Raw genomic sequence first — 17,829 nt, forward strand, 5'->3', positions numbered from 1 at the left:
CCCTTAACCCTGGTGTTCAGGGAAGATCACGGAACGAGTGTCGCCCTTCGTGCCGATCAGTCGTTGGCGTCACGGCACCGTCGGCCCCGGTCTACCCGACCGGGGCGTCCTCCCGGTGGTGTGGCAACCACCGGAACACCCAGGGGGCGGCGAGGATCGCCACCGCGAGCACAAGCGTCGCGGCGCCCAGGCCCAGCGTCCAGCCGGCGATCACCGCGATGGGTGCGATGATCGTCATGCCGATCTCGAAGGGGGCGAAGCCCACGTAGGCCACGCCGTACTCGGACATCGTGCCGGACTTCAGCTTCGGGTCCACGATCTTCAGCAGGGCGATACCGGTCGCCACCGCCGCGGTCGCCCAGCCCCAGCCGAAGAGGCCACGTTCCACCCAGTTCTCACCGAAGAACGTCGGTGCCATGATGCAGCAGAAGAAGATGCAGAAGATCACGCCCAGCACGAACAGCACCACCAGCGGGATCCAGTAGTCCGCGATGGCGGCCGGGACGATCGAGGCGATGCCGAAGGCGATCAGGTAGTCGGTGGACGCCCCGGAGATCGACGACACCGTGTCGCGGTCCAGGTAGTCCGGCGTGCGGAACACCCGCAGCAGCAGCTTGCCGATGATCCCGATCACGAAGGACATCGCGAACAGCGGGATCGACACGTCCGGGAACACGCTCGTGATCCCCTGGTTGACCAGGTAGGCGACCATCACGGTGAGCGCCAGGATACCGACGTGCAGCGCCAGCGGCTCCACCGACGACGGGTTCGTGGTCGCCCGGCCGATGGAGGGACGCTCACTGACCTTGTCGATGTAGCCGGAGCGCAGGTCCCACGGCAGCTTCGCGGGAAGCTCCGTGGTCTTGCCCTTGCGGATGCCCCAGGACGCGAAGATGATGCCGCCGACGATCGCCGCCAACGTGCCCACCGTCGCCGAGGTGAAGCCCAGCGAGCTGGCGCCGGCGGCACCGGCGGCCTCCAGGGAGGAGCCGACGGCGGCCGCGGTGCCGAAACCGCCGACGAAGCCGACGGGCAGCATCATGCCGAACCAGTCCTCCGTGCCCCACACGGGCTGGAAGAGCAGGACGCCGAGCAGGATGAACACACCCCACTGCGCCAGGAACATGCCCGTGGAGAACGACCACATCGTCCTGGCCCCGGTGCGCACCGAACGGTCGAACTGCATCGAGTACGGCATCGCCGCGAAGACCACGGCGATGAGAAGGGTGGTGTAGTCGCCCATCGCGTCCGACAGGCCGATCAGGCCCAGGATCTGCGGGCCGAGGACCAGCCCCAGCAGGCCGGCGATGATCGGGCTGGGCAGCAGCAGTGACCGGAAGACCGGGACACGGCGGCGCAGCATGCTGCCGATGACGATCAACAGGGATATCCAGCCGACGTCGGTCAGCATGGTGAAAGGGGTGTACTCCACATGGCCTCCTGGAGGGGGTCGGGACCGGGATGTTTTCCGGAGTCGGTCCTATGGCAGAAAGCCTGCCGTCCCCCGTAGGTGTGGGGGACGGCAGGCGGAACTCGCACACCCTATCCTGTGGCGTGGCCCATAAGCGACACGGCAGGTCGCGACGCGGGGGCGGCGGGGGCGGCAGAGGCAGATGGTGGCGATGGGGTCACAGGTTCAAATACTGTCAGTCCATCCCGCACCCACCGCCACACTCACCGCCGCACCCAGTCCCTCAGGCCCGGAACACCCCGGGCCCGTGCCGCCAGCGGTAGTACGCCAGGCAGGCCAGCGTGAAGGGAACACCGAAGTACAGCGACGCACGCTGCGACGGGTCGAAACCCACCCCGATCAGCGAGGCGACCAACAGCACCAGCGCGGCGACGGGCACCCAGGGGAACAGCGGCGAGTGGTAGGCCAGGTCCTCGACCAGCCCTCCCGTGGCGGTGTAGCGGCGGCGGAAGGCGATCTGGGAGGCGGCGATGGCGATCCACACCGCCACCACCGCGAAGCCGGCCACGGAGACCAACGCCAGGAACAGTGAACCGGGTGCCACCACGCTGGACAGCAGCGAGGCCAGCCCGCCGAGCATGGACACGCACAGCGCGAGCATCGGGATCCCGCGCCGCGTGGTGCGTGCCAACGCCGCCGGTGCCTGCCCCTCGGAGGCCAGCGAGTGCAGCATGCGGGTGCAGGAGAACAGTCCTGAGTTGCCGGCGGACAGCAGCGCGGTGATGATCACGAAGTTCATCACGTCGGCCATGTGCGGCAGGCCGACGACGTCGAAGACGGTCACGAACGGGCTCTCGTCCAGCCCGGCGGTGGAGTAGGGGATGATCGCGGCGATCACGGCGATCGCGCCGATGAAGAACACCGTCAGGCGGAACACCGCGGTGCGGATCGCCTTCGGGATCGTCTTCTCCGGGTCCTTGGTCTCACCGGCGGCGACACCGATGAGCTCGGTGCCGGAGAATGCGTAGAACACCGCCAGGGTGGTGATCAGGATGCCGCCGATGCCGGTGGGCAGCAGCCCGTCGGGGGTGTTGAAGTTGCCGAGCCCGATCGCCCCGTCCGACAGCGGGTTGATGCCGATGATGGAGGCCGCGCCGACCACGATCAGCGCCACCACGGCGATGACCTTGATCAGGGACAACCAGAACTCGGACTCGCCGAAGACCTTCGAGGACACCGCGTTGAGGGCGAACAGTACGGCGGCGAACACCGCGCACCAGACCCACACCGGGACGTCCGGGAACCAGCGTTGCATCAGGATGCCGATGGCGGTGAACTCGCTGCCCAGGGCCACGGCCCAGCACAGCCAGTACAGCCAGGCGGTGGTGAAACCCCAGGCGGGGCCGAGGTTCCGGGTGGCGTACACGTGGAATCCGCCGGAGACGGGGTACACCACGGCCAGCTCGCCGAGGCACGTCATCACCAGCCAGGCGACCAGCGCGCCGATGCCGTAGGCGATCACCGCGCCCAGCGGTCCCGCCTGGGAGATGGTGTAGCCGGAGGACACGAAGAGCCCGGAGCCGATCACACCGCCGAGTGCGATCATGACCAGGTGGCGCGAGGCCATGGTGCGTTGCAGCCCGGTGTTCGAAGTTTCCGGGGGTTCGGATCTGTCCGGGGCGTCCGAGGAGACTGTCATGGCTGACACTCTACGGTCCGGTCTACAGTGGACCGGATGACAGACCCCTTTCTTCCTCGAATGATTCTCGACGGTGGCCTCGGCACCCGCCTGGCCGACCGTGGCAACGACGTCACCGGTTCGTTGTGGTCGGCGCAGATCCTGCGCGACGACCCGGCGGAGGTCACCGCCGCCCACCGTGACTTCTTCGACGCGGGTGCCGACATCGCCACGACCTGCTCCTACGAGGTCACCGTCGACGGTCTCGTCGCCGCCGGTGTCTACGCCTCCGAGGCGCCGGACGTCGCGGAGTCGCTGCTGCGCCGCAGCGTCCTGCTTGCCCAAAAAAGTTCGCAGGACGCAGCGGGCGACGTGCTCGTCGCCGCGTCCGTCGGCCCCTACGGCGCGGGCCCGGGGCAGGGCACGGAGTACGACGGGGACTACGGGTTGAGCACCGCCGAGCTGGCGGCCTGGCACCGGCGTCGCATCGAGATCCTCGCCGACACTCCGGCGGACGTCCTGTTGGCGGAGACAGTCCCGTCGATCCGCGAGGTCGAGGCGCTGGCAGGGGAACTCGACCGGGTGGGGCGTCCGGCTCTGCTCAGCGTGACGGTCGCCGCCGGGCGCGACGGGGTGCTCAGCGACGGCACGGATCTGGCGGAGGTCGCCGCCGTGGCGTCCGGTTCCTCGGCGATCCGCGCGGTCGGGGTGAACTGCGGGTCGGCGGGGGACGTGCTGGCCGGCGTGCGCCGGCTCGCCGAGTTCACCGACCTGCCGCTGATCGCCTACCCCAACAGCGGTGAGACCTGGGACCACGTGAACCGGGTGTGGGTGCCGCGCAGCAGTGAGGGCCCGGGCCTGCTGGAGAGCGTGCCCGACCTGTTGGACGCCGGGGTGCACGTCATCGGCGGCTGCTGCCGGGTAACCCCGCGCGAGATCACGGCGCTACGCGAGCTCGTGTCCGCTCACTGAACTCCCACTGACCGGAGCGGGAATCCTCCGACACATCAATAGCCCTACCGTGGTGCAATAGACGCTTATGGTGAACGTGTAACCTGGCTCTCCATGTATGATTCACCAGCTTATTTGGTTGGGGTTCTGGCGGTGTCGATCGTCCTGCTGATCTTCCTGATCAACTGGCGCACGAAACTCCACCCGTTCCTCGCGCTGTCCGTCGTGTCCTTCTTCGCCGCCGTCGCCGCTGGGCTGCCGCTCGCCGACATCCCGGAGACCCTCATCGACGGTGCCGGGGGAACCCTCGGCGAGACCGGCCTCGTCGTCTTCCTCGGCGCGATGCTCGGCCGCCTGCTCGCCGACTCCGGCGCGGTCGGACGCATCGCCGACCTCGTCGTGGAGCACAGCTCGCCGCGCACCGCACCCTGGGTGATGACCGGCGTGGCCTTCCTCATCGGTATCCCGATGTTCTTCGAGGTCGGCCTGGTCGTGCTCATGCCGGTGATCTACGGCGTCGCCCTGCGTCTCGACGTGGCCGCGGGCCGTCCGAAGACCTGGTACCTCAAGATCCTCATCCCCGCGATCGCGGCGCTGAGCTGCCTGCACGGCATGCTGCCGCCGCACCCCGGCCCGACGATCGCCGTCAACGGGCTGGACGCCAACATCGGCCTGACCATCGGCCTGGGCCTGCTGTGCGCGGTGCCCGCCGTGATCCTCTCCGGGCCGGTCTACGGTCACTTCATCGCCCCGCGCATCTCCCTGGAGCCCGACGAGAAGCTGGTGCGCCAGTACACCGGCACCACACCGGCGCAGCTGGAGGCCGACACCGCGGCGCCCACCGCGGGCGGCACCGGTGCCGCAGCGTCCGGCCCGGACGGCGCGGACGACTCGGACGGCGCGGTGGCCACGGAGCCGCGCCGCGGCGAGGAGTCCGGCAACGTGCTGCGTCCTGTGCCCACGTGGCTGGCGTTCGTGTGCGTGCTGGTGCCGGTGGTGCTCATGCTCTTCGAGACGGTGGTGGACCTGGTCGCCCCGGACTCGGCGCTGAAGACCCCCGCCGCACTGCTCGGCGAGCCGGTCATCGCCATGTTCATCGGCGTGCTCTTCGCCGGGGTGGTGCTGTCCGCGGCATCGAAGATGAGCGGTGCGGACGTGAAGAAGTCCTTCGGCAACTCTCTCGGCTCGGTCGCCGGTGTGGCGCTGATCATCGCCGGCGGCGGCATGTTCAACTCGGTGCTCAAGACCTCCGACATGAACGACGCCATCGTCGACGTCGTCTCCGGCATCGACATGAACCTCATCGTGCTGGGCTGGCTGATCGGGCTGATCCTGTCGTTCTGCACCGGTTCGGCGACGGTCGGCATCGTCAGCGCCACGGGCATCCTCGCCCCGCTGGTGGTGGGCATGCCGTCGGCGTACGTGTCCCTGGTGGTCATCGCCATCGGTTCGGGTTCGGTGGGTCTGAACTGGATCAACCACGCCGGATTCTGGTTCGTCAAGGAGTCCTTCGGCATGACGCTGGGCCAGGCCACCAAGACGCACATGACGGTGCAGACCCTGGTCTCCGTCTTCGGTCTGCTCATGGCGCTGCTGATCTCGGTGTTCGTGTAGATCTTCGTGTAGAAGGGGAGCCATGAGCACCCCCATCAGTGCCCCCGTCCGTACCGCCGTGATCGGCTTCGGCCTGTCCGGACGTATCTTCCACGCCCCGTTCATCGCCGCCGACCCCGCCTTCGAGCTGCGCGCGGTGGTCACCACCGACGGTGCGCGCCGCGCGGCCGTGCGCGAGGAGTACCCGGACGCCGAACTGCTGGACTCCGCCCAGGACGTCTTCGCCCGCGCCGACGCCTTCGACCTGGTCGTCATCGGTACGCCCGGGGACTCGCACGAGGCCCTGGCGTCCGGGGCGCTGGACGCCGGGCTGCACGTACTGCTCGACAAGCCCTTCGTGCTCACCGCCGCGGCCGGGCGCGCGCTGATCGCGAAGGCGCGGGACGCCGGGCGCGGGGAAGGACGCTGCCTCACCGTGTTCCAGAACCGGCGGTGGGACGGTGACTTCCGCACCGTGCGTTCCCTCGTCGAGGCCGGGGAGTTTGGGCAGGTCACACGGTTCGAGTCGCGTTTCGAGAAGTTCGAGCCCACCCCGGGTGAGTCCTGGCGCTACTCCGGTCGGCCCGTCGACGGCGCCGGGGTGCTCTTCGACCTGGGGTCGCACGTGATCGACCAGGCGTTGCAGCTCTTCGGGCCGGTGGATCTGGACTCGGCGCCGGACTCGATGCACGTGGAGATCGACCGGCGTCGGCCGGGCACCAGCGCCGACGACGACGTCTTCCTCGCCCTGCACCACACCTCCGGGGTGCGCTCGCACCTGTGGATGAGCGCGGTGCGTCCGAACCCGGGCCCGCGTTTCCAGGTCGTGGGCTCTGCTGCCGGCTACACCAGCTGGGGGCTCGACGGTCAGGAACAGGCGTTGAAGGACGGCCTGCGTCCCGGCGACGCGGGCTTCGGCGTGACCCCGCCGGAGTCGTGGGGGACTGTGTCCGGCGAGGCCGCGCCGCGCACGGTGGAGACGCTGGACGGTGACTACGCCGCCTTTTACCGGGAGCTCGCCGTAGCGATCCGTGGGGAGGGGCCCGTGCCGGTCGACCCGGCGGGCAGCGTGGCGGTGCTCGAGGTCATCGAGCGGGCGCTGGCGGTGGGGTGGCCGGAGTAGGGTTTCCGTCTCAATGTCTTAGAATTACCTCATGCTTTTCTTCCGTACCTTCAGTCCCTTCAGTCCTATCCATAACTCCGGCCCCTCCCGTACCGCAGCCAGGATGGGTGTGGCCCTGGTCGGTGCGCTGGGGATGGCGCTGGGGGCGGCGGGGACCGGGGTGGCGTACGCCCAGTCATCCCTGCCCTCTCTTCCGTCGGGCAGCTCGGCGGACCGGTGCGTCGTCGCGATCGACCCGGGGCACAACGGCACCCGCACCGAGGACTTCGACCCGGTCACCGGCGTGCGCATGATCGACTACCCCAACGAGCAGGAGGACGTCGACGCGATGGACATCGCCCGCGCCGTCGAGTCGCGCTTGGTGCTGGCAGGCGTGGATAGCGTCCTGCTCAAGGAGTCGGTGGACGACGACGTGACCTACCGCGAGCGGGTCGACCGCGCGTCGGACGCCGGGGCTTTCGTGGGGGTGTCGGTGCACACCACACCCGGCGGGGCGAACTCGGCGATCTTCCCGCAGCGTCAGGGTGGTCAGCGCACCGGCACCGGGCAGGACGGACAGTCCGCCACGGTGACCTTCGACAACCCGGCGGTGGCGCAGGAGTCGCAGCGGATGTCCGGGGTGGTGGCCGGTGCGCGATCGCTGCTGGAGGGCACGCAGGTGTCTGTGCACGACAACTCTTTTAATGGACGCGACCCGCTGTGGGAGGGCGACATCCCGGTGATCTCCCTGATCGCCGACACCCCCTGGGTCTACAGTGAGTTCGGCAGCGCCACTGGCGGGGGAGCGCACGGGATCACGGACGCGGAGAAGGCGCGCTATATCAACGGGTTGTCTGCCGGGCTGGTCGCCGCGGCGGCGACCACACCGTCCTGTGGTGTGCTGGGGAGCTGACGGGAGACTAGCTGGAGCTCAGGCCAGGCACAGCTTCTGTGTTCCGCGACGCCCCTCGAGAGGCGCTGTGATCTGCCGTTCAGGGGTCATAAATCCAACTATTTCTGGAGTTATATCCTTACGGCGGAGCGCCCCGGAAGTGGCTAATCTCGGGGGTGTCGCGGGGCCGTCAACCCGGTGGTCCCACACCCTCCCGGAAGGACTGGACCGCACCATGAGAGCAGCACGTTTCTACGACCGTGGCGACATCAGGGTCGAGGACATCGACCAGCAGCCGCTGGAGCCCGGCACCGCCCGCATCGACGTGGCCTGGTGCGGCATTTGCGGCACCGACCTGCACGAGTACCTCGACGGCCCGATCTTCTGTCCGGCCTGCGGCAAGCCGCACCCGATCTCCGGGGAGGACGCTCCCGTCACCCTCGGCCACGAGTTCTCCGGCGTGGTCAGCGAGGTCGGCGAGGGCATCGACGACCTGAAGGTCGGCGACCACGTGGTCGTGGAGCCCTACATCATCGCCGACGGCGTGGACACCGGCCCCGAGTCCACCACCTACCACCTCTCCGAGAACATGAACTTCATCGGCCTCGCCGGCCGTGGTGGTGGACTCTCGGAGAACGTGGTCGTGCGTCGCCGCTGGATCCACAAGATCTCCGAGTCCATCCCGCTGGACCAGGCTGCGCTGATCGAGCCGCTGACAGTGGGCTACCACGCCGTGGAGCGTTCGGGCCTGCTGGCCACCGACGCCAAGGGCAAGACCGCCCTGATCGGCGGCGCCGGCCCCATCGGCCTGCTCACCGCCGCGGTGCTCAAGGCCATCGGTGCCCGGGTCATCATGTCGGAGCTCTCCGAGCTGCGCCGGCAGAAGGCACTGGACTCCGGGGTGGCGGACGTCGTCCTGAACCCAGCCGAGGTCAACGTCGTCGACGAGGTCAACGGGCTGACCGACGGGGTCGGCGCGGACGTCGCCTTCGAGTGCACCTCGGTGCAGGTCGTGCTCGACACGCTGATGGACGCCCTGCGTCCCACCGGTGTGCTCGTCGTGGTGTCGATCTGGGGCCACAAGTCCGACTTCGACATGCACAAGCTGGTCATGAAGGAGCTCGACGTGCGCGGCACCATCGGCTACGTCAACTCCCACCCGTCCACGATCGAGCTGGTGGAGTCCGGCAAGATCGACCTCGCCCCGTTCATCACCGGCAAGATCGGCCTGGAGGGCCTGGTCGACGAGGGCTTCGACACGCTGATCAACCGCAACGAGACCGCGGTGAAGATCCTCGTCTCCCCCTCCGGTAACGGACTAGACTGACTGGTCTAGTGTGGTGGGTGGACGACGTTCCACCCACCACGAGGAGACCAGCATGACCAGCGCCACCAGCGCCACAGGCAGCACCACCCGCCGCGTCCTACGCGCAGCCGGGGCGACGACCGTCGCCGCCGCGCTCGCGATGGGCGCGGCGTCCTGCGCATCCGGCGCAAACGACGCGCAGGACGGGACGATCCGCGTCGGGACGTCCCCGGGGCCCTACAGCGAACTCTTCCGCGAGGGCGTGGTGCCGATCCTCGAGGACGAGGGCTACGAGGTCACCTTCGACGACTTCTCCGAACTGCAGCAGGCCGACGTCGCACTGCAGGAGGGCAGCGTGGACCTCAACGTCGACCAGCACACCGCCTACATGGAGAACTTCAACAACGAGTCCGGGGCGGACCTGGCGGCGATCACGCCGATCCCCACGGTGCCGGCGGGCCTGTACTCCTCGCGCCACGACAACCTCGACGCCGCCGCCGACGGGCAGTCCGTGAGCATCCCCGAGGACCCGTCGAACGCCTCGCGCGCCTACCGCATCCTCGGCCAGGCCGGCTGGCTCACCTTCGCCGACGACGCCGACGAGACCAACCTCACCGCCGCCGACATCACCGGCAACCCCCACGACCTGGACATCCGCACCCTGGACTCCGGGTTGATCTCGCGCGCGCTCGACGACGTCGACTGGGCGGTGATCCCCGGCTCCATGTCCTACGCCGCCGGGGTGGACCCGGACCTGCAGCTGCTGCAGGAGGAGTTGCTGCCCGACCTCGAGCTCGTCGCCGTGGTGCGCGGTGAGGACACCGACACCGACTGGGCGGACGCCGTGGTCGAGGCCTACCGCTCCGACGAGTTCGCCGACTACCTCGACGGCCGTGGCGAGGGCGACTACTGGTACGTGCCGGAGGCGCTGCGATGAGCGACTCCTACGGCGAGCTCTACACAGACTCCCTCGACCTGCTGCAGGCGATGGTGCGCAACGCCTGCGTCAACGACCTCACCGCCGACTCCGGCCAGGAGGTCCGCAACGCCGACACCCTGGAGGCCTTCTTCGCCGAGGAGATCGCCGCCGGGTCCGTTCAGGTCACCCGCCTGCAGCCGCGTGAGGGGCGCACCAGCATCATCGTCACCGTGCCGGGCAGCGACCCGGACGCCGAACCGCTGACCTTCCTCGGCCACACCGACGTGGTCCCGGTCGACCGCGACCGCTGGAGCGTCGACCCCTTCGGCGGCGAGGTCATCGACGGCAGGATCTACGGCCGCGGCACCGTGGACATGCTGGGGCTCACCGCGCCGATGGCGGTGGTCACCCGGCAGGCCGCCCGTGCCGCCCGGGGAGCCGCGAGCTCCGGCCGCCCACCGCGCGGGACGCTGACCTTCGTCGGCGTCGCCGACGAGGAGGCCCGCGGCGGGCTGGGTGCGAAATGGCTCTCCGAGCAGCACCCGGACGCGTTCAGCTGGCGCAACTGCGTCTCCGAGACCGGTGGATCGCACCTGCCCACCACCGACGGGCAGGACGCCGTGGTGGTCGTCGTCGGGGAGAAGGGCGCGGCCCAGCGTCGTCTGCACGTCTCCGGCGACGCCGGCCACGGCTCGCAGCCCTTCGGCCGCGACCTCACCGTCGCCCGCCTGGCTGAGGTCGCCGGACGCATCGCCGCGCACCGTCCGGCGGTGTCGAAGGACCCGCTGTGGCGGGGCTTCGTCGAGGCCTTCCGCTTCGACCCCGACGTGCAGGACGCCCTGCTCGCGGGTGCAGACGACGCCGCCTACCTGCAGTTCGGTGACCTGGCGCGCTACGCCGACGCGGTGTCGCACCTGACCATCGCGCCGACGGTGCTGCGTGCCGGTCAGGCGATCAACGTCCTGCCGTCCGGCGGTTACCTGGAGCTCGACATCCGCCCGCTGCCCGGGCAGGACGACGACTCCGTCGACGCAGAACTGCGCGCCGTCCTCGGTGAGTTGGCCGACGAGGTGACCATCGAACGGCTGATCTCCGAGCCGGCGGAGGTGTCGACCACCGACTCCGCGCTGTACCGGGCGATCGGGGAGACGGTGGGGGAGTTCTTCCCCGAGGCGAGGATCGTGCCCGCCCTCGCCGCCGGTGGGTCCGACCTTCGCTTCGCCAGGCGCCTCGGCGGTGTCGGCTACGGCTTCGCCCTCAACGCCCGCGAGCGCACGTTGGCCGAGGTCAACGCGCAGCTGCACACCCACGACGAGCACCTGTACCTCGAGGATCTGGATTTGACGGTCAGGGCGTACGCCCACCTGGTAGACACGTTCCTGTGCGGAGACTACAGATAACCACCCTCGCCACCGGTGCCTTTGCCGTGGCATCCCTCATCGTCGGCTGCTCCTCCTCAGGGGACGGGCAGGACGCACCGACGCCGACCTTCGCCCCTGAATCGACGTCGGCGACGGCCTCGGCGACCGACACCCCGACGGTCGTGGACGTCGACCCGGCCGACTTCGAGCGGGACGGGCGCACGATCTTCAACTACCGCACGGGTGCTTCGGATTCGGCGGACATGGGTCTCTGCGTGGTCGCCGAGGACAGTGCTGCGTCCGACTCCACGTCCGTGACCTGCAGCGGTATCGCCCCGGACGATGCCCCGGACATCGAGGTCCCGCCCTTCGAGCGGCAGCGTCCGGGTGCGGCGACGATCACCGCCGAGGGCGTCACCTACACGCTGCTCGAGGGCGTGCCGCCGGCCCCGGGGGAACTGCAGGACGGGGAAAGGATCAGCGTCGGTGAGGCATCCTGCGCCCTGGAGGAGGGTGAACTCGACTGCACCGTCGGCGACATCGGCCTGACCGTCAGCGGGGAGGACCGCGCCATGACCGTCGCCGGCGACGTCCTCGACTCCGAGTACCACGTGGCCCCCGATGAACCTGAGATCACCGAGGACTACGCCGAGACCGACGAACCGGTGTCGGCGGGTACGACGTGCGGGGCGGCGTCCGGCAACACGTTGGTGGAGGTCCGCGAGGGTTCGGTGTCGTGCCTGACGGCCGAGGGCGTGATCGACGAGTACCGCGAGCGCGCCCCGTCCGAGGGCGGCGGCAACACCCTGGCCATGATGGTCGGGGAGTGGAGCTGTTCCATTCCGTCCGCCGGACGCAGCGCGGAGCTTCAGGCGGGCGAGATCTGCAATGGTCCGGACGACGTGGTCATCGCCACGCCCCCAGGTTCCGTGCCCCAGTAGCCGGTCAGGCCCGGGTGGCGCGTAGTCCGCGGTAGCGGTTCACCGCGGCGGCGATCTCGTGGCGGCGCACTCCCGCCAGATGCCCGGGGTGGCGTCCGGCGCCGTGGGTGGACAGTACGTCCAGCCCGTCGTGGTCGACCCGGGCGACAACCTCGTCGACGAGCTCGACCAGGGGAGTGGCACCGTCGAGATCCAGCCCGGCGAGAGCGGCGGCGATGGCATTGGTCTGTGAGGAGTCGACGAGCTGCGACCAGGCAGCCAGGTCGATGTGGTCCTCGTCCGACTTCCCGCCGGCACGCACCGTGTGCAGGCCCTTCGCCTGCGGGGGACGTGGCCCCTTGCCGCCGCGTCCCGGGGAGGAGAACGACGCACGCGCCAGGGTGCGGGGCGCAGGACGCCGCATCGGCTCGGTGCGTCCGGCAGGTTCGGCGAGTTCGGCGGCGCGCGCGGTGACGTCCACCGGACGGTAGCCGTCCAGCATGATCACCGTGTCGGCGACGTCGATGAACATGCCCGAGCCGCCGGCGACGAGCACGGTGGAGACACCCAGGTCATCGTGCAGGGAGCGGGCGCGGTCGACCAGCGGGGTGATCGGCTCCTTCGCAGCAGGCACGAGGGTGCGCATCCGGTCGTCGCGGATCATGAAGTTCGTCGCCGAGGTGTCCTCGTCGATGAGCAGGGTGGTCGCACCGGAGTCCACCGCCTCGACGAGTCCGGCGGCCTGGGAAGTGGAGCCCGAGGCGTTGGTGGTGGAGAAGCAGCTGGTGTCGGGAGTTCTCCCGCTCGTCCCGCCGGGCAGGTCGTGGAGGAAGGCGGAGATGTCCACGTCGGTGACCGGGCGTCCGTCCTCGGCGCGCAGGGCGACGGAGTCGGCGTCGGTGACGGCGAACTCGCGGCCGTCGCCGGGCACGTGGTTGTAGATCCCCAGTTCCAGCGCGTTGAGCAGCGTGGACTTGCCGTGGTAGCCGCCGCCGACGATCAAGGTGACACCCGTCGGCACGCCCAGCCCGCTCACCGTCCGGCCCGAGGGCAGCGTCACGGTGTGCCGCAGGGACTCCGGGGCCTCGAAGGGGACCGCGCTGGTGAGCGGACGCTGCGAGTTGCCGGCCGCACGCGGCAGGACCGAACCGTCCGCCACGAAGCCGACCAGGCCCTCCCCGCCGAGCCAGGAGCGCAGGAACTCCTGGTCACGGTAGGTTCTGCGGGCCTGGGCGAGAGCGTCCAGCGACGGTGTATCGAGGTCGAGCAGCGCATCCTGCACCACCGCGGGCAGCACCTCGCACAGCAACGTCGCCGCCGCCCGGCCGCGGATGCGTCGGCCCTGGGCGGGCATCGCCGCCTCGAGCCGGACGGTGAGGTGGGCGTCCTGCCCGGCTCTCCCCGCCGGTTCGACGGCCACGCTGCTGCGGTCCAGGACCTGCTGGCCGGGTGCATCGACGGACAGGAAACCCGCGCCCTTGCCACCGGAGGGGTTGTGGGCGCGCAGGGCGGTGGCCACGCGCCGGGTGAGGTGGTCGCGCAGCGGGACCTCGCCGGACGCGTCGCCGGGGATGCCGGTCGCCGACCACGGCACGCTGGCCTGGATCAACGACGGCGGGGCGAAGGGGTCTGCCTGCACCTTGTCGATCGACAGGGTCACCGGTGTGCCGGAGGTGGTGTGCAGCCGGTGGGAGCCGCGCAGCTTCTTGTACGCGCCGTAGCCTGCACCGTCGAGTCCGTTCAGGGTGCTTCGCAGGTCTGACGCTGAGTCCGGTCGTCGTGTCATGTCTGTGCAGGGTAACAGTCCGGGCGGGCGGCACCCCACGGAGCAACCCCGGAGGATGGTCGCACCACCCTCCGGGGTTGCTGACTACCGCAGTGCGAAGCCGGCGCGCTCCAGGAAGCGGCGCAGCAGGTGACGCTTCGTCTTCGTGGCGGCCTTGTCCGACACCCGGTGCAGCGTCTGCGTCGACCACTGCGGGTGCTGGCCGTAGCGGGCGAAGTAGGCGCCCAGAACCTCGTCGTAGTCGGCGAGCAGGGCGGCACGCTCACGCTCCCCGGCTGAACCAGCTTCGTCGCCACCACGGTCGTTGTAGTGGTCGTGGTGCACGAAGAGCTCCATCGGCAGCCGCGGCTTCACCCCGGCGTTCTCCGACGGATCGCCGTAGCCGATCGCCAGCCCGAGGAACGGGACCACGTCCTGCGGGACGCCGAGGATCTCCTGCACCGCGCCGATGTCGTTGCGCATCGAGCCGAGGAACACCGTGCCCAGCCCCAGCGACTCCGCGGCGATCGCGGCGGTCTGCGAGATGATGCCGATGTCGAGCACCGAGGTCACCGGCTCGTCCAGGTAGTCCAGTGCCCCGAGGTCGTGCGGGGGACGCGAGGACACCCCGTGGATCTCCTCGGCAGGCCCCGCGCTACCTTCGGCGGCTTCCGCGTCCTCGGCGTCCTCCGCTGCCTTGACCTGCGCGGCGTGGAAACGGATCTGGGAGAAGTCCACCATCCACACGAGCACCACCGGGGCGGTGGCGACGTGCGAGGACATCCGCGCGCCGATGCTCGCCAACTCCTCCTTCACCGCCTGATCACGCACGGCGACGACCGAGACGGTCTGCTTGTTCGACGAGGACGGCGCGGACTGCGCGGCGGCGAGAATCGTGTCCAGGGTCGCGTCGTCGACCGGCCGGTCCTGCCACAGCCGCACCGAGCGGTGGGCGGTGACGGTGTCCAGCGTGGAGTTCCACTGCGGCGGCGTCCACGACTGGGCCCGGCCGTAGCGGCTGGTCAGCCGGTCGTCCGGCGTGGCGTCCGGTGATTCAGGCCCCGGGGTCCCCGTCATTCCTGCCCCTCCTGTGCCTCGTCGCCGTGAAGTTCCGGTCCGTCGCCGGTGAACAGTCCGCGCAGCCGGGCCAGGGCCTCCTCCCAGTCGGGCACGGAGGCCTCGGCGATGGCCTCGGCCTGCGCCCCGTAGATGGTGTTGGTGAAGGTCAGGGAGGTCTCCTCGCCCTCGGCGTCGAGTTCGAAGCGCAGCGTCTCGTTGTTCCAGCTGTACTCCAGCACCGACGGCGGACGGAAGGTCGTGACCTGCCCCTGCCCGGCGAGCACGGTTCCGGTGATGAAGGTGAGCTGGCGTCCCGCGCCGAAGACCAGCAGGGAACGGTCGTAGTCGAGGCTGTCGACGAACCAGCGGCGCAGCTGGCCGGCCCGCGTCAGCGCGCGGAAGGCGCGGGTCGGTGTGGTGGCCAGCTGCGTCTGCAGCGTGAGGGTCGCGGGGTCCATGGCGCGCCTACATCGAGTTCAGGGGCGTCTGGTGGGCGCTGCCGGGACCGTCGCCGGTGTCGATCTCCCAGGTCAGGTCGGGGTCGACGCCGGGCGCGTGGTCGGCGAGCTTGGCACGTACCCCGGCCTCCAGGTCGTCGAAGTCGTCGCCCCACACGACGGCACCCTCGACGCCGGCGACGGCGGCGCACCACGCCGGTGCGTCCTGCATGTCCTGCACAGAATCGTCGCGCACGACGGTGACGGTGTAGCTGGCGTTCTGGTTACTCATGCCCACCACTTCTACACGCTCATCCCAGCCTGTTGTCGGACACCCACCTCGACAGGGAGTGTCGGTTGGTCTGCTGGGTCTTGCGCAGCACGTTGGAGACGTGGGTCTCCACGGTCTTCACCGAGATGAACAGGCGGGCGGCCATCTCCCGGTAGGTGTAGCCGCGGGCGAGCAGGCGCAGGACCTCCTTCTCCCGCGGGGTGAGCGTGGACAGGACGCTCTGGTCGGCGTCCTCGGGCAAGGGGGCGGGTTCGGCGGGTTCTGTGGCTTCTGAGCCTTCCGTGGGCTCGACGGCCGGTGCCTCGGCGGGACCGGCGGTGAAGGCGTCGAGCACGTAGCCGGCCAGGCGCGGGGAGAACACCGCGTCGCCGGAGTGCACGCGCAGCACGGAGTCCACCAGCTCGTCACCGCTGATGTTCTTCGTCACGTAGCCGCGTGCACCACCCCTGATCAGCGAGATCACGTCCGTCGGGTCGTCGGACACGCTCAGCCCCAGCACCTGCGGAAGGTGGTCGGTGGCGGCGAGGTCGCGCAGCACCTGCAGCCCGCCGCCGTCGGGCATGTGCACGTCGAGCAGGACGACCTGCGGCGCGAGGTCCCGGATGCCGGCGACCGCGTCGCCGACGGTGCCGGCCTCACCGACGACCTCTACCTCGGGACGTCCGGTGAGCTCGGCGCGCACCCCGGTGCGAAACATCGCGTGGTCGTCGACGAGGAACACCGAAACCGTCACTGTGCATGCCCTTCCAGCCGCAGGATGACCTCGGTGCCGAACTGCCCCGAGTTGATCTCCACGCTACCGCCCACGCGCCGCATCCGGTCCATGATCGACGAGCGCACCCCCTGCCGGTCGGCCGGGATGTCCTCGACGCTGAAGCCGGGGCCGCGGTCGCGCACGAAGAGTTCCAGTGTGCCTGCCTCGCTCACCTCGAGGTACACGTTGACCTCGCGGCAGCCCGAGTGTTTCGCCGCGTTGACCATCGCCTCGCGTCCGGCGAGCAGCAGGGCCACGGAGGCGTCGTCGGTGTCGCGGTCCTCGCCGACGATCACGGGTCGTATCTGCACGCCGAAGGTGTCCTCCACCTCGCCGCAGGCCACGCGTAGCGCGCCGAAGAGCGTCTCGGTGCGCACCGACTCGCCGGGGGCGAAGAGCCACTGGCGCAGCTGACGCTCCTGGCTGCGCGCCAGCTGGGCGATCTCCGGCTCGCCGGACTTCTTCTGGATCAGGGTGAGGGTCTGCAGCACGGAGTCGTGGATACGCGCGGCGATGCGGGCTCGTTCCTCCTCGGCGGCACGCTCGCGGGCGGTGGCGTTGGCCATCGACCACAGGCGCAGCCACAACGGGATGAGCACCACGATGAGCCCGGCGATGATCGCGACCGCGGCGATAAGCGCCGGTACGATCACCCCGCCTGTCCCGTCAGCGCTGCCGTCGTCGAGGCTGATGCCGAAGACGGTGACGCCGATACCGACGACCAGCAGCAGCAGCCCGCCGACGAGGCTGGCCCACTGCAGCCCGCCGGGCACGCGCGACGCCGGGCCGTCCTGCCCGGGGCGTCCGGCGAGGGCGTTGGGGCCGAAGGTGCGCCACACCAGCAGCACACCGCCGGCGAGCAGCAACGCGCTGACCGCGACCTGCGGGCGCGTCGCCGCCCCGGCGAGGAAGACCACCACGGCCAGCGCCACGAGCAACCGGTCGACGCCCCGCACCGGTCGGTTGACCAGCCCCGGGTCCAGACCACGGGCGCGGCAGGACGCCACGGACGTGGGGTTGCACGCCTCGGCGGCGGTGCCCACCCGCGTGGTGAACACCCACAGCGCGGCGTAGGAGATGAACCCCAGACCGGCGACCACGTTGGCCAGGGCGAAGAACAGGCGCACCACGGTGAGACGCACACCCAGGTGCGCGGCCAGCCCGGTGCACACCCCGGCGACGAGCTTGCCGTCGGACACCCGGAACAGGTCGGGCGTGGGCGAGCCGGTCGTGCGCGCGCCCGGCCGGGGACGCGGGACAGGGGAGTGACTCATACCCACCAGCCTGCCAGGGCCAGGGGTCCCCGGGGTATCGGGGGAAACCCTGAGATCCGCGGTCAGGGAAATGATCAGGGATGATCTCAGGGCTGTCCCCGATGTGCTTTGCTGG

16 protein-coding genes are annotated in these 17,829 nt (G+C 69.9%); 8 read left to right on the forward strand and 8 right to left on the reverse strand.

Translation table 11 applies throughout. The features are described 5' to 3' along the window. Positions 1 to 91: 91 nt before the first annotated feature. Positions 92 to 1,432 (reverse strand): sodium/glutamate symporter, encoded by a 1,341-nt coding sequence (locus ACT3UN_RS13635; RefSeq protein WP_444657303.1) that lies wholly within the window; start codon positions 1,430 to 1,432, stop codon positions 92 to 94. Between the two features lie 262 nt (positions 1,433 to 1,694). Beyond that, positions 1,695 to 3,110, reverse strand: coding sequence for an amino acid permease (locus tag ACT3UN_RS13640; RefSeq protein WP_301443726.1), 1,416 nt, complete (start codon positions 3,108 to 3,110; stop codon positions 1,695 to 1,697). A gap of 36 nt (positions 3,111 to 3,146) precedes the next feature. On the opposite strand from ACT3UN_RS13640, the gene mmuM reads away from it, so the two are divergent. The 8 genes from mmuM to ACT3UN_RS13680 all read left to right on the forward strand — a co-directional run bounded on the left by mmuM (position 3,147) and on the right by ACT3UN_RS13680 (position 12,154). After that, the gene (gene mmuM / locus ACT3UN_RS13645; protein ID WP_301443727.1) at positions 3,147 to 4,061 is read left to right on the forward strand and encodes a homocysteine S-methyltransferase; all 915 of its coding nucleotides are present in this window, start codon (positions 3,147 to 3,149) and stop codon (positions 4,059 to 4,061) included. 93 nt (positions 4,062 to 4,154) lie between these two features. Beyond that, positions 4,155 to 5,654, forward strand: a complete 1,500-nt coding sequence (locus ACT3UN_RS13650) for a GntP family permease (RefSeq protein WP_301443728.1) — start codon at positions 4,155 to 4,157, stop codon at positions 5,652 to 5,654. Between the two features lie 22 nt (positions 5,655 to 5,676). Continuing rightward, a complete protein-coding gene (locus ACT3UN_RS13655) occupies positions 5,677 to 6,756 on the forward strand; it encodes a Gfo/Idh/MocA family protein (protein WP_301443729.1) in 1,080 nt (359 codons plus the stop codon). A gap of 31 nt (positions 6,757 to 6,787) precedes the next feature. Next, entirely contained in the window at positions 6,788 to 7,648 is an 861-nt protein-coding gene (locus tag ACT3UN_RS13660; protein ID WP_441582176.1) for an N-acetylmuramoyl-L-alanine amidase, read from the forward strand. 214 nt (positions 7,649 to 7,862) lie between these two features. Next, a complete protein-coding gene (locus ACT3UN_RS13665; protein ID WP_301443497.1) occupies positions 7,863 to 8,954 on the forward strand; it encodes a 2,3-butanediol dehydrogenase in 1,092 nt (363 codons plus the stop codon). Positions 8,955 to 9,006: 52 nt separating this feature from the next. Continuing rightward, positions 9,007 to 9,870 (forward strand): MetQ/NlpA family ABC transporter substrate-binding protein, encoded by an 864-nt coding sequence (locus tag ACT3UN_RS13670; RefSeq protein WP_444657304.1) that lies wholly within the window; start codon positions 9,007 to 9,009, stop codon positions 9,868 to 9,870. Then, positions 9,867 to 11,252: a M20/M25/M40 family metallo-hydrolase gene (locus ACT3UN_RS13675; protein ID WP_301443495.1), complete on the forward strand. Its 1,386-nt coding sequence runs from the start codon at positions 9,867 to 9,869 to the stop codon at positions 11,250 to 11,252. Before ACT3UN_RS13670 ends, ACT3UN_RS13675 begins: the two co-directional genes overlap by 4 nt. Beyond that, positions 11,234 to 12,154, forward strand: a complete 921-nt coding sequence (locus ACT3UN_RS13680; RefSeq protein ID WP_444657305.1) for a hypothetical protein — start codon at positions 11,234 to 11,236, stop codon at positions 12,152 to 12,154. Before ACT3UN_RS13675 ends, ACT3UN_RS13680 begins: the two co-directional genes overlap by 19 nt. A gap of 4 nt (positions 12,155 to 12,158) precedes the next feature. Here the strand turns inward: ACT3UN_RS13680 and ACT3UN_RS13685 are convergent, their stop codons facing one another. From ACT3UN_RS13685 to ACT3UN_RS13710, 6 genes are all read right to left on the reverse strand, one after another. Further along, entirely contained in the window at positions 12,159 to 13,919 is a 1,761-nt protein-coding gene (locus tag ACT3UN_RS13685) for an ABC-ATPase domain-containing protein (RefSeq protein WP_301443493.1), read from the reverse strand. A gap of 84 nt (positions 13,920 to 14,003) precedes the next feature. Continuing rightward, positions 14,004 to 14,975, reverse strand: coding sequence for a nitroreductase family protein (locus ACT3UN_RS13690; protein ID WP_441582175.1), 972 nt, complete (start codon positions 14,973 to 14,975; stop codon positions 14,004 to 14,006). Further along, entirely contained in the window at positions 14,972 to 15,415 is a 444-nt protein-coding gene (locus tag ACT3UN_RS13695) for an SRPBCC domain-containing protein (RefSeq protein WP_301443356.1), read from the reverse strand. Before ACT3UN_RS13695 ends, ACT3UN_RS13690 begins: the two co-directional genes overlap by 4 nt. Before the next feature lie 7 nt (positions 15,416 to 15,422). Beyond that, positions 15,423 to 15,686 (reverse strand): hypothetical protein, encoded by a 264-nt coding sequence (locus ACT3UN_RS13700; protein ID WP_301443355.1) that lies wholly within the window; start codon positions 15,684 to 15,686, stop codon positions 15,423 to 15,425. Between the two features lie 19 nt (positions 15,687 to 15,705). Further along, entirely contained in the window at positions 15,706 to 16,419 is a 714-nt protein-coding gene (locus ACT3UN_RS13705) for a response regulator (protein ID WP_301443354.1), read from the reverse strand. Then, a complete protein-coding gene (locus tag ACT3UN_RS13710; RefSeq protein WP_444657306.1) occupies positions 16,416 to 17,714 on the reverse strand; it encodes an ATP-binding protein in 1,299 nt (432 codons plus the stop codon). Before ACT3UN_RS13710 ends, ACT3UN_RS13705 begins: the two co-directional genes overlap by 4 nt. Positions 17,715 to 17,829 lie beyond the last annotated feature (115 nt).

The organism is Corynebacterium sp. AOP12-C2-36, assembly GCF_052379185.1.
Classification (GTDB): Bacteria; Actinomycetota; Actinomycetes; order Mycobacteriales; family Mycobacteriaceae; genus Corynebacterium.